9 protein-coding genes and 1 pseudogene are annotated in these 12,480 nt (G+C 70.8%); 5 read left to right on the top strand and 5 right to left on the bottom strand.

All coding sequences use genetic code 11. The features are described from left to right. Positions 1–16: 16 nt before the first annotated feature. The 3 genes from IEZ27_RS38035 to IEZ27_RS38025 are packed head-to-tail and all read right to left on the bottom strand — an operon-like array spanning position 17 to position 3,450. Positions 17–1,426 carry a family 2B encapsulin nanocompartment shell protein gene (locus tag IEZ27_RS38035; protein WP_189651710.1) on the bottom strand — a complete coding sequence of 470 codons (1,410 nt, stop codon included), beginning with the start codon at positions 1,424–1,426 and terminating at the stop codon, positions 17–19. Positions 1,427–1,453: 27 nt separating this feature from the next. Beyond that, a complete protein-coding gene (locus tag IEZ27_RS38030; protein WP_189651709.1) occupies positions 1,454–2,395 on the bottom strand; it encodes a 4-hydroxy-3-methylbut-2-enyl diphosphate reductase in 942 nt (313 codons plus the stop codon). Positions 2,396–2,406: 11 nt separating this feature from the next. Next, entirely contained in the window at positions 2,407–3,450 is a 1,044-nt protein-coding gene (locus IEZ27_RS38025; protein ID WP_229824723.1) for a polyprenyl synthetase family protein, read from the bottom strand. A 182-nt stretch (positions 3,451–3,632) separates the two neighbouring features. Between IEZ27_RS38025 and ispG the strand changes: the two are divergent. Further along, positions 3,633–4,442 (top strand): annotated as a pseudogene (ispG, locus tag IEZ27_RS38020) (flavodoxin-dependent (E)-4-hydroxy-3-methylbut-2-enyl-diphosphate synthase); the annotation flags it as partial. Positions 4,443–4,571: 129 nt separating this feature from the next. On the opposite strand, the gene IEZ27_RS38015 reads toward ispG, so the two are convergent. Further along, positions 4,572–5,951: a carbohydrate-binding protein gene (locus IEZ27_RS38015; protein ID WP_189651707.1), complete on the bottom strand. Its 1,380-nt coding sequence runs from the start codon at positions 5,949–5,951 to the stop codon at positions 4,572–4,574. A gap of 196 nt (positions 5,952–6,147) precedes the next feature. On the opposite strand from IEZ27_RS38015, the gene IEZ27_RS38010 reads away from it, so the two are divergent. The 4 genes from IEZ27_RS38010 (at position 6,148) to IEZ27_RS37995 (ending at position 9,816) form a co-directional block, all read left to right on the top strand. Then, a complete protein-coding gene (locus IEZ27_RS38010; protein WP_189651706.1) occupies positions 6,148–7,329 on the top strand; it encodes a zinc-dependent alcohol dehydrogenase in 1,182 nt (393 codons plus the stop codon). Between the two features lie 41 nt (positions 7,330–7,370). After that, positions 7,371–8,420 (top strand): NAD-dependent epimerase/dehydratase family protein, encoded by a 1,050-nt coding sequence (locus IEZ27_RS38005; protein ID WP_189651705.1) that lies wholly within the window; start codon positions 7,371–7,373, stop codon positions 8,418–8,420. Between the two features lie 80 nt (positions 8,421–8,500). Continuing rightward, complete coding sequence (gene folP / locus IEZ27_RS38000) at positions 8,501–9,400, top strand: dihydropteroate synthase (RefSeq protein WP_221762490.1); 900 nt, start codon at positions 8,501–8,503, stop codon at positions 9,398–9,400. Positions 9,401–9,414: 14 nt separating this feature from the next. Further along, positions 9,415–9,816, top strand: a complete 402-nt coding sequence (locus IEZ27_RS37995) for a DnaJ family domain-containing protein (RefSeq protein ID WP_189651704.1) — start codon at positions 9,415–9,417, stop codon at positions 9,814–9,816. Positions 9,817–9,924: 108 nt separating this feature from the next. Here IEZ27_RS37995 and IEZ27_RS37990 read toward each other — a convergent pair whose 3' ends face one another. Continuing rightward, entirely contained in the window at positions 9,925–12,276 is a 2,352-nt protein-coding gene (locus tag IEZ27_RS37990; protein WP_379478588.1) for a glycoside hydrolase family 6 protein, read from the bottom strand. Positions 12,277–12,480 lie beyond the last annotated feature (204 nt).

The following is a 12,480-nucleotide window of genomic DNA, read 5'->3' as shown; positions in this document are numbered from 1 at the left end:
ACGGACGATTCGGCTGTTAGCCGTTCCTGCCGAGCTCGACGTCCTCCAGGACGCCGAGCGCGTCGGGCACCAGGACGGCGGCCGAGTAGTAGGCGCTCACCAGGTACGAGATGATCGCCTTCTCGTTGATGTTCATGAAGCGCACCGAGAGGCTGGGCTGGTACTCGTCGGGGATGCCCGTCTGGTGCAGGCCGACGACACCCTGATTCTCCTGGCCCGTACGCATGAGCAGGAACGACGTGGTGCGCTTGCCCGTGACCGGGATCTTGCTGCACGGGAAGATCGGCACGCCCCGCCAGGCCGGGATACGGTGTCCGTTGACCTCGCTGGCCTGCGGGTAGAGGCCGCGCTTGCTGCACTCCCTGCCGAACGCGGCGATGGCCTGCGGGTGCGCGAGGAAGAAGGACGGCTCCTTCCACACGACGGCCAGCAGGTCGTCGAGGTCGTCGGGCGTCGGAGGACCGGAACGGGTGCGGATGCGCTGGCTGAAGTCGGCGTTGTGCAGCAGGCCGAACTCCCTGTTGTTGACCAGCTCGTGCTCCTGGCGCTCGCGCAGGGCCTCGATCGTGAGGCGGAGCTGCTGGTCGAGCTGGCTCATCGGCTGGTTGTACAGGTCGGAGACCCGGCTGTGCACGCGCAGGACCGTCTGGGCGACGCTCAGCTCGTACTCGCGGGGGGACTGCTCGTAGTCGACGAACGTGCCGGGCAGCGCCACCTCGCCGGAGTGGCCGGAGGACATGTCGATCGCGGCCTCGCCGTAGGCGTTCTGGGCGTGGTCGCCGGAGGCACGCCAGTTCTGGAGGTGCTCGCGCAGGGCGGGCGACTGCTCGGCGATCTGCTCGAAGGTCTGCCTGGACAGGGTGAGCACGGTGGTGTGCGTCTTCGCGGTGGCGGTGAACTCGTACGTGCCGCCGCCGACCAGCGCCTGCTCGCCGAGGTGGTCGCCGTCGGCCAGGACACCCAGGTTCTGCTCGTCGCCGTAGGCGCCCTGTCCGACCTTGCCAACCCGGCCATGGGCGATCAGTACGAGCTGGTCGGCCGGGTCGTCCTCCCTGACGATGGCCTCACCCGGCTCGATCTCGCGCTGCTGGAAACGGTCGGCCAGCGCTTCGAGCACCTCCATGTCGTCGAACCCGCGCAGCATGGGCAGCTCGGTCAGCTCGGCCGGGATCACCCGCACGTCGGAGCCCGTCGTGGAGAACGTGATACGCCCGTCGCCGAGCGTGTACGTCAGGCGCCTGTTGACCCGGAACACGCCACCGGAGCACTGCACCCACGGCAGCAGCCGCAGCAGCCACCGAGAGGTGATCTCCTGCATCTGCGGCGGCGTCTTGGTCGTGGTCGCGAGCTGTTTGGCGGCCTCTGTACTGAGGCTGAGCTGCCCGTTGCCGTTCGTGGGCACGCTGGAGTCGGTCGTTTCTGTCATGGTGCACCGCCAATCTCGATGTGGGGTCTAGCCAGGGTTGCGAGAGGAGCGAAGTTCGAGAGGGAGGGAGAACGTGAGCGTCTCCTCGGCCACGGTCACGGACTCGACGTCGGTGTAGCCGTGGCCGGTGAGCCAGTCGAGCAGGTCGTCGACCAGCACTTCCGGCACGGACGCGCCGGAGCTGACCCCGACCGTCTCCACGCCGCCGAGCCATCGCGGATCGGCGTCGGCGGCGCGGTCGACGAGGTGGGCGGCGCGGGCGCCGGCGTGCAGGGCGACCTCGACCAGCCGCTGGGAGTTGGAGGAGTTGGAGGAGCCGACGACGATGACCAGGTCGCACTGAGGGGCGATCCGGGTGATCGCCTCCTGGCGGTTCTGGCTGGCGTAGCAGATGTCGTCGCTCGGCGGGTCGGCCAGCTGGGGGAAACGTTCGCGCAGCTCGGCGACGGCGCCCATGGTCTCGTCGACCGAGAGCGTGGTCTGCGACAGCCAGCTCATGCGCGCCGCGCCGCCCGCGGCGACCTCGTGGGGCCGGGCCGGGTCGACGACGTGGATGCGGTCGGGCGCCTCGCCGACCGTGCCCTCGACCTCCTCGTGCTCGGCGTGGCCGATGAGCACGATCTCGTAGCCGGCCCCGGCCAGCCGCGCGGCCTCTTTGTGCACCTTCGTGACCAGGGGGCAGGTGGCGTCGATCGTACGCAGGCCGCGGCGGCCGGCCTCGTGCCGGACCGCGGGCGAGACGCCGTGGGCGGAGAAGATCACCAGCGCGCCGTCCGGAACCTCGTCGAGCTCGTCGACGAAGACGGCGCCGCGCCTGGTCAGATCGGCCACCACGAACGTGTTGTGCACGATCTGCTTGCGGACGTAGATCGGTGGACCGAAGCGCCTGAGCGCCTCCTCCACGCTGAGGATGGCCCGTTCGACCCCCGCGCAGTAACCGCGCGGGGCCGCGAGCAGTACGCGTCCCATCGGAATGCCCCCTACTTGGTACGGTGCGCGAGCTGGTCGGCCAGGACGGACAACGCGCTGCCGGCCTCGGGCCCGATCGGCGCCAGGGCCAGGGCGGCTCTGGCCTCGCCCACACGTTCGTCGATCATCGACTCGACCTGGTCGAGCGCGCCCGTGTCGATGAGGATGGCGCGCAGCCCGGCGGCCTGCTCCTCGGTCAGGCGCGGATTGCCGTGCCAGGCGCGCAGGTGGTCGAGCTGCGCGGGCGAGGCGTGCGCCACGGCGTGGGCGATCAGCACGGTGTGCTTGCCCTCGCGCAGGTCGTCGAGCGCCGACTTGCCGGTCTCGGCCGCGGAGCCGAACGTGCCGAGCACGTCGTCGCGGAGCTGGAACGCCTCGCCGAGGGGCACGCCGAACCGGGAGAAGGCGTCGAGCAGGTCCGGCTGGGCGCCGGCCAGGGCGCCGCCGATCTGCAGGGGCCGCTCGACGGTGTACTTGGCCGTCTTGTAGCGGATCACCGTGAGCGCCTCCGTCACGCTCGCGCCGGCGCGCAGCTGGGCGAGGATGTCGAGGTACTGGCCGCTGATGACCTCGGTGCGCATGGCGTCGAAGATGTGGTGCGCGGCCCGCAGGCGTACGGGCTCGACGCCGCACGACGACAGCAGGGTGTCGGACCAGGCCAGGCTGAGCGTGCCGAGCAGGATGCCGCCGGCGTGCCCGAAGGACTCCGCGGCCGGGCCGGCGTGGAGGTCGGCCAGGTTCCGGTGGATGGTCGCCCGTCCGCGGCGCAGCTCGCTGCCGTCCATGATGTCGTCGTGGATGAGCAGCCCGGCGTGGCACAACTCCAGGGCCGCCGCGGCGCTCACGATCTCGTCGCAGTCGTCGCCGCCCGCGCCCCGCCAGCCCCAGTAGCACAGGAGCGGGCGGATGCGCTTGCCGCCGCCGAGGATGAACTCGGTCAGCAACCGGTAGGCCGCCTGAACGTCGGGGTCGGAGACGGGGGCCCGCCAGGTCTCCAGGAAATCGGCCAGGCGTTGCTCGACCCGTTTGCCGAGGTAGTGCTGTGTGAAGCTCACCGGCATCCGCGCGGCTCCTTCTGGTCGGGACGCACTACCAATAGTTACTACTTGAATACAGAGCGTGTAAAGTGTCTTGGGCCTTTCAACTGTTCTTTTGACTCGTCGCAACACCGCCGGGTGGAAGTCTTGACGGCCCCGTTGCCCGTGGCCTCGCGCACCGTTCGAAAGGAGCTGGACAGGTGGCCGCTGTAGATCTCGGACTGCCGGTGCGACATCGGGCGCGGAGGGCGTCCAGGCAGGTCATGGTGGGGTCGGTGCCGGTGGGCGGTGACGCGCCCGTCTCGGTGCAGTCGATGACGACCACGGTGACGGCCGACGCCGACGCGACGTTGCGGCAGATCGCCGAGCTGACGGCGGCGGGCTGCCAGATCGTACGCGTGGCCGTGCCGACCCAGGACGACGCCGACGCGCTGCCGGCCATCGCGCGCAAGGCGCGGATCCCGGTCGTCGCCGACGTCCACTTCCAGCCGCGTCACGTCCTCGCCGCCATCGAGGCGGGCTGCGCGGCGGTCCGGGTCAATCCGGGGGACATCAAGAAGTTCGACGACAAGGTGGGCGAGATCGCGCGGGCCGCGTCCGACGCGGGGGTGCCCATCCGGATCGAAGTCGACGCCGGCTCGCTCGACCCCCGGCTGCTGCGCAAGCACGGCAAGGCCACGCCGGCGGCGCTGGTGGAGTCGGCGCTGTGGGAGTGCTCGCTGTTCGAGGAGCACGGCTTCCGCGACATCAAGATCTCCGTCAGGCACCACGACCCGCAGGTGATGACGGCGGCCTACCGGATGCTGGCCCGGAGCTGCGAATACCCGCTGCACCTCGGTGTCACCGAGGCGGGGCCGCTCATGCAGGGCGCGATCAGGTCGGCGGTCGCGTTCGGGATCCTGCTCGACGAGGGCATCGGCGACACGATCCGGGTCTCGTTGTCCGCGCCTCCGGTCGAGGAGGTCAAGGTCGGGATCGGGATCCTGGAGTCGCTGGGGCTTCGGCGCCGCCTGGTCGACGGGCCGGGGAGGGCCCGGACGCATAGGGCCGGATGATGTCCCTGACGGAGGAGTGGGACATCATCCGGCCGCGCGGCCCAGGTTGAGGAGGGGGTTTCTCCGCCTGGACGTTCTAGGGCGTCAGGCCCGCTGCCAGAGAGCCGGCACGTTCGGCGGCTCCCAGCCCGGCTGCGCGGTGTGCCCCTGGAGGCAGCGGTACGTCTGGCCGCCGTACGTCACCGTGGCGCCGGCCGCGTACGTCGTGTCCGCGGCCCACGTGCCGCCCGGGACGGTGGTGGTGACGGTCGGGGTGCTGGTCGGGCCGGGGCCGCCGCCCTGGGTGGCGAGCGTCAGGCCGTAGGTGGACAGGATCTCGTTGACCGGCTGGAAGTACGTCGTGCCGCCCGAGCTGCAGTTGCCCGAGCCGCCCGAGGTCACGCCCTGGGCCTGGTCACCGGAGATGAACGAGCCGCCGGAGTCGCCGGGCTCGGCGCAGACGTTCGTCCGCGTCACGCCGGAGACGGTGCCCTCCTGGTAGGTGACGCTGGTGTTGAGCTGCTGGACCGAGCCGCAGTGGTAGCCGGTGGTCGATCCGGCGCGGCAGACGGCCGAACCCACCTGGGCCACGGTCGAGCCGCGGACGGGCAGGACGCCGGCGCTGTAGCCGTACACGACGCCGGTCGGGGTCCACTGGCCATTGACCTCGACCCAGGAGTAGTCGTTGCCGGGGAAGGACGAGCCGCGGAAGGTGCCCATGGCGACCCGGTTGGAGCCGGACGTGCTGGAACCGGCGTTGCCGCAGTGGCCGGCGCTGACGAAGCCGCCCTGCGAGCCGGCCTTGGTCACCGAGAAGCCGACCGAGCAGCGCGTGCCGGAGCCGATGTAGTAGGCGTCGCCGCCGCGTACGTCGTAGAACAAGGTGGGCTTCTCGGCCGAGCGTACGACCTGGACGGCGGAGGTGTCGGCGCCGCTGGCCTTCACCCAGGCGGCGGCCTTGGCGGGGCTGGAGCTGAGGACGACGACGGTGTTGTTGACGACGTCCACGTACCAGACGGGCGCGGTCTTCGGGGCCTTGGTCGAGGCCGCGTCGAGCGTGGCCTTGACCTGGTCGAGGCTGCCCAGCGAGCGGGCGACCACGCGGGCCTGGACACCTGTCCTGGCGATGGCGGCCACCTGCGAGCTGTCGGTGGTGGCGGTCACCGGGGTGGAGGTGGGACCGGTCACCCAGGAACCGGCGTAGGAGGCGCCTAACTGGGCGCGCAGGGCGGGTTCGAGGTTGGCCGCCGCGGCCTCGTTGACGAGGCGGGCCTCGGCCTGCTGACCGGAGATGCCGAGGTCCCGGCTCATGGCGTCGACCAGGCCCTGCGGGGGGCCGGCGACGGCCTTGGCATCGGCCTGGGCGATGGAGTAGGGGGTGTCGTCCTGGGCCGTCGCGCCCTTCGCCGCGAAGGCCAGGGCGGGGACGCTGATCATGGTGACGGCGATCGCGATTCCCGCCGTCACGGTCTTTCTGGGGAGCATTTGCACGTCTCCTCGCGTACAGGGGGGTGTCTGCACGGTACGAGTCCGAATACGAGGAGTGGTCGTGTCAAAACACCCCTATCACGGTGTTATGGGCCGTCGGTGGGGCTCGACCAGCGGCGATCGGTAAAGCCGTTTGGAGTCGTATGTGGGGGTATGCGGCATTTGTGCCGTCCGAATCCCATCTGGAGGCGTCATGAAGGCCGTCACCTGGCACGGCAAGCGCGACGTACGGGTCGAGGAGGTCCCCGATCCGGCCATCAAGGAGCCCAACGACGCTGTCATCAGGGTGACCAGCTCCGGCATCTGCGGCTCGGACCTCCACCTGTACGAGGTCCTCGGCCCGTTCATGGCCGAGGGCGACATCCTGGGCCACGAGCCCATGGGCGTCGTCGAGGCCGTCGGAGCCGCCGTCACCACCATCAAGCCAGGCGACCGCGTGGTCATCCCGTTCAACATCTCCTGCGGCCATTGCCACATGTGCGGGCTGGAGCTCTACGCCCAGTGCGAGACCACGCAGGTCAAGGAGCAGGGCATGGGCGCCGCGCTGTTCGGCCACACCAAGCTCTACGGCCAGGTGCCCGGCGGCCAGGCCGAGTTCCTGCGGGTGCCCGAGGCCCAGTTCGGCCCGATCAAGGTGCCCGAGGGCCCGCCGGACGAACGTTTCGTGTTCCTGTCCGACGTGTTGCCGACCGCCTGGCAGGCCGTCGCCTACGCGCACATCCCGGACGGCGGCAGCGTCACCGTCCTCGGTCTCGGGCCCATCGGCCAGATGTGCGCCCGCATCGCCCGCCACCTCGGCCACCGCGTGATCGGCGTGGACGGCGTCACCAAACGCCTGGAGATGGCCCGCCGCCACGGCATCGAGGTCGTGGACGCGAGCGAGACGACCGACGTGCCCGCGGCGATCCGGGACCTCACCTCCGGGCGCGGCACCGACTCGGTGATCGACGCGGTCGGCATGGAGGCCCACGGATCACCGGCCGCCAAGATCGCCCAGACGCTCACCGGGCTGCTGCCCGGCGCCGTTGCCGCGCCGCTGATGTCCCACGCGGGTGTGGACCGGCTCGCGGCGCTCAACCAGGCCATCGACTCGGTCCGCCGCGGCGGCGTCATCTCCGTCATCGGCGTCTACGGCGGCATGACCGACCCGCTGCCGATGTTGCGCATGTTCGACAAGGGCGTCACGTTGCGCATGGGGCAGGCCCACGTACGGCGGTGGATCAGCCGGCTCATGCCGCTGGTGACCGACGACGCCGACCCGCTCGGCGTCATGGACCTCACCACCCACCGCATGCCGCTGGCCGAGGCGCCGCACGCGTACGACATGTTCCAGAAGAAGTCGGACGGCGCGATCAAGATCCTGCTCCAGCCCTGACCTGGGGTTTCGCCGTCCGGAGGGCGGGCAGCGGTGCGTGCATGAGAGTCGTGGTGGTCGGGGCTACCGGCAATGTCGGCACGAGCGTCGTACGCGCGCTCGCCGCCGACGAGAGCGTGACGTCGATCGTGGGCGTGGCCCGCCGATTGCCGGAATGGCACATCGACCGCACCGAATGGCGGCAGGCCGACGTCGCCACCGGCGACCTCGCGCGCGTCTTCGAGGGCGCCGACGCCGTCGTGCACCTCGCGTGGTTGTTCCAGCCGACCAGGGATCCGGCCGTGACCTGGCGGGCGAACGTGCTGGGCAGCATGCGGGTGTTCCGCGCGGTCGCCGAGGCCGGGGTGCCCGCGCTGATCCACGCCTCCTCGGTCGGCGCCTACTCGCCCGGCCCCAAGGACCGCCCGGTGGACGAGAGCTGGCCCACGCACGGCTGGCCGGGCGCCGCGTACGGGCGGGAGAAGGCGTACGTCGAGCGGGTGCTCGACGTCTTCGAGCACGACCATCCGGTGATCCGCGTGGTACGGATGCGGCCGGGGTTCATCTTCCAGCGGGCGGCGGCCACCGAGCAGCGCCGGCTGTTCGCCGGGCCGTTCCTGCCCCGGCGGCTGGTACGGCCGGGCCGCATCCCGTTCGTGCCGGACGTGCCGGGGCTGCGGTTGCAGGTGCTGCACGCCGACGACGCGGCCGAGGCGTACCGGCTGGCGGTGACCAGTACGGTGTCGGGGGCGTTCAACCTGGCCGCCGAGCCCGTGCTCGACCCCGCCGACCTGGCCAAGCTCCTCGGCACCCGGACGATGCCCGTCACGCCCTGGCTGGCCAGGACGCTCATGGCGGCCGGCTGGCACCTGCGGCTCGTGCCCGCCTCTCCAGGGCTGCTCGAACTGGCCCTGCGCATCCCCGTCATGAAGACCGCCAGGGCCAGGGACGTCCTGTGCTGGCGGCCGCGGTACTCCTCCTGGGACGCCATGCGCGAGCTGCTCGACGGCCTGCACGACGGCTCCGGCATGGAGACCCCGCCGCTCGCGCCCGACAGCGGGTCGGTCGGCCGGGTCAGGGAACTGGCGACGGGGACCGGCCGGCGTTCCTGATCCCGGCGTGCGGTCCCGCCCCAGGCGGGCGTTCCTGATCCCGGCGGGTAGGCTCGGCAGGAGACGGAAGGGGCCACTACGTGAGCGGCGGAAACATTCCCCCAGAGATCATCTCTCCGGTCCGCCGCATCGGGCGGCGGGAGTTCGATTTCGAACACCAGGTCGCCATCATGGCCATCGTCAACCGGACGCCCAACTCCTTCCACGACCAGGGCCGCACGTACGAGCTCGACCGCGCGGTCGCGGCCTGCGTGCGGGCCGTCGAAGAGGGCGCCGACTGGGTGGACATCGGCGGGTTCGCCTTCAGCGCGGCCCAGGCGGCGATCGGCGTCGAGGAGGAGATCGAGCGCGTGGCCCCCGTGGTCGCCGAGGTCAGGGCCGCGACCGACGCCGTGATCTCGGTCGACACCCATCGCCCCGAGGTCGCCAGGGCGGCGCTCGAAGCCGGCGCCGACGTCATCAACGACACCAACGGCCTGCGCGAACCCGGCCTGGCCGAGGTCGCGGCCGAGACCGGCGCCGGCGTGGTGGTCACCCACAGCCTCGGCGGCCCCGGCAAGAGGGTCTTCCGCCCGAGCTACACCGACGTCGTCTCCGAGGTCGGCGGCTTCCTGCGCGAACGGGTCGAGTTCGCGCTCAAGGCCGGCATCGCCCCCGACCGGATCATCATCGACCCGGGCCACGACCTGAACAAGAACACCTTCCACTCCCTTGAGCTGACGCGGCGGCTGGAGGAGATCACCGCGATCGGCTACCCCACCCTGGTCGCGCTGTCGAACAAGGACTTCATCGGCGAGACCATCGACCGCCCGCAGGGAGAGCGCAAGGAGGGCACGATCGCCGCGAACGTGGTCGCCATCCTCAAGGGCGCCCGGATCCTGCGGGTGCACGACGTGGCCGCGACGGTCGCGTCCGTACGTATGACCGAGGCCGTGCTCGGCTGGCGCGGGCCGGTCGCGCCGAGCCACAATCTGGCGTGAGAGGAGCCGCGTCCGTGACCGACCGCAAGCCGCCCGGAATGCCGTTCGAGAGCTGGGTCGACAGGCAGATCCGCGAGGCGACCGAGCGCGGGCAGTTCGACGATCTGCCCGGCGCGGGCAAGCCGCTGCCCGGCCTCGACCGGCCGCACGACGAGATGTGGTGGATCAAGCAGAAGCTGGAGAGCGAGGGGCTGTCCATGCCGCTGCCCCCGACGCTGGCGCTGCGCAAGGAGGCCGAGGAGGCGCTGCGGCAGGCCCGCGGGGCCAGGTCCGAGACCGAGGTGCGGCAGGTGCTCGAAGAGGTCAACGAGAAGATCCGGCAGGCGATCAGGAAGGGCCTGTCGGGGCCGCCGCTCAACCTGATGCCCTTCGACGTCGAGAGCGTCGTGTCGGAGTGGCGCGAGAGCCGACGGTGAAGGGGCCCGGGTTCCGGCCCGGGCCCCTTCGTTCAGGCGAGGGGCCCGGGTCAGGCGGGTCCCTCTGCCGGAGACCGGGGGCCCCGGAGCCCCCGGCCGCTCAGCGGGCTAGCTGACGGGCGGGTAGGCGTTCCTGACCAGCTCCCGGAACTGGGCGGAGAACCACTGGCCCGACAGCGGGGCGCCGGCCAGCGCGCCCGACATGTTGTTGCCGTTGAGGTTGTTGCCGGTGTAGGTCGGGTCGCACATCCGGTCGAACTTCTTGCCTTCGTCGTTCGGGATGTCGGTGCTGGCGCCGTCGGACTCACCCGGAGGCTTGATCCAGACGTAGGCGTCGAAACCGGCCTCGGGGCTGGGCGTCGGCCGGGCGCCGAGGCCCGCGCCGCTCTGGTTGCACCAGTTGCCGGCGTGGATGCGGCGGTCGACGCGCGACTGGTTGACGAACGTGTTCACGTCCGTCGAGGTGCTCGCGCCGCCCGGGCGGGCGGTGCCGCCCCAGCCGTTGCGCGAGGTGTCGACCAGCATGCCGAGCCCGGACTTGAAGCCCTTGGAGACCAGCGCGGTGCGCAGCGCCGTGGCGAAGGTGGACTCGTCCACGTAGTAGTTCCAGTCGACCCACTTGGACTGGCGGACGGACTGGCCGTTCACCATGGTGTTGATCGTGAAGTACGGCTCCTTGGTGGCCGAGTAGTTGGCGGTGTTGACGATGAAGCCGTCCACGCTGTCCACGCCGGCCGTGGTGCCCGCGGCCATGTTGTAGAAGAGGTTCACCGCGGGGGTGAAGTTCGTGTCCCAGCCGAGCCAGGCGTGGTGGGCGGCGTCCACGTAGGTGTAGACGTTGGTGATCGCGTGCAGCTTGTTCAGGGCGTACCGGACGCCGTCCACGTAGCCGCCGGGCCCGTTGGCCTCGGCGCACTTCGGGAAGTTGTTGATGTTGGTGATCAGGTTGGGCAGCGAGTCGGGCTCGATGATCGTGACGATGCGCAGGTTGGCGTACTTGGGGTCGCGCAGGATGTTCGCGATCACGTCGATGTACTCGGCCTTGTAGCGGTTGAAGCCGTTCTCGGCGATCAGCAGCTCGCCGTTGGAGGCCAGGGCCGAGCAGTCGCGGTTGGGCAGGTCGTAGACGACGAACTGCACGGCCAGCGGGGCCGAGCCGTTGAGGGCGTCCTGGGCCACGGCCTCGTCCAGGTGGGCCTGGAGGCCCATGGCCGAGGAGGAGCCGGCGATGGCCGCGATGCGGTCCATCCACACGGCGGTGGAGGTGTTGGCGATGGCGGAGCCGCCGGGCTCGGCCGCGGCCTTGGCCTTCCACTGCGGGTTCACGTAGCCGGTGGCGCCGGCGTACGGGTTCTCGACGTGGCCCGTGGGCGGCTGGCCGTCGTCGTCGGCCTCGGTGGCGGTGACCGTCTTGGAGGTCAGGCCGGTGGAGGCGACGGTGAAGGCACGGGTGCCGTTGGCGTTGTCGGCGTCCTGGGCGGCGGCCAGGGTCACCGTCTGGGCGGTGTTCCAGTTGGCCGGCGTGAAGGTGAGGCTGCCGCCGCCGGAGACGGTCAGGTCGGCGTCGCCGCTGCCCGCCGCCGAGGTGACGGTCACGTTCGCGGACGGCTGCGCGGCCAGCTTGACCGTGTACGTCGCCGTCCCGCCCTCGGGCACGGTCACCGACGTGGGCGTCACGAGCAGCGCCTGCTCCACGACCGCGTCGTCGTCCACCTCGGTGGCGTTGACGGTGGCGGAGGTGACGCCGGTGCCGCCGACGGAGAAGGCCGCCGTGCCGGCGGTGGTGTCGGCGTCCTGGGCGGCGGCCAGGGTCACCGTCTGGGCGGTGTTCCAGTTGGACGGGGTGAAGGTGAGCGAGCCGCCCGCGCTGACTGTCAGGTCGGTGTCACCGCTGGTCCGCTGGGTGGTGACGGTCACGTTCGAGGTGGGGGCGGCCGACAGCTTGGCGGTGAAGGTGGCGGTGCCGCCCTCGTTGACCGCGACCGAGCTGGCCGAGGTGACCACCGAGGGGGTGGTCGGGGTGACGCCGCCGCAGGTCACGCCGTTCACGGTGAACGAGGTGGGAGGGTTGTTGCTGCCTGTCCAGGTGCCGTTGAAGCCCATGGTGGTGGAGGCGCCGGTGGCCAGGCTGCCGTTGTAGGGCATGTTCGTCGCGGTGACGCGCGTGCCCGACTGGGTCCAGTTGGCGCTCCAGCCGGTCGGCGTGTACTTCTGGCCGGTGCCGGGGAAGTCGAAGCCCAGCGTCCACGACGTGATCGGGTCGCCGGTGTTCTTCAACGTGATGTTCGCGGTGAAACCGCCCTGACCGGGGCTGCTCGTCCACGAGTTGGCGGAGTAGGTCACGTCGCAGTTCACCGCGGCGCTGGCGGCCGTGGTCTGGCCGACGACGAGGCCGAGAGCCGCGACGCTCGCGGCGGTCATGGTCACGGCCCATCGGCGCGGGCCGCTGTGGAGTCTCACTAGCGATCATCTCCAGAACTCAGTTGGCTGGGAGCGCTCCCATAGTGAGACGCCCTCACAGCCCTGTAAATGAGGCGCACTCCGCCGGGGCCGCCCTCGGGCCGCATGCTCGCCGAATGCCCCGGAAGGTGGATGAAACTTTCATCACCGGCAGCCTGGTGAGAGGAAACGCGGGGGTCGCCGGACGGCCGTTCCGTTGACATA

Source organism: Nonomuraea spiralis, from assembly GCF_014648435.1.
Taxonomy (GTDB): Bacteria; Actinomycetota; Actinomycetes; order Streptosporangiales; family Streptosporangiaceae; genus Nonomuraea; species Nonomuraea spiralis.
Note: the sequence above shows the minus strand (reverse complement) of the source record. Positions and strands in the feature narration are given on the sequence as shown.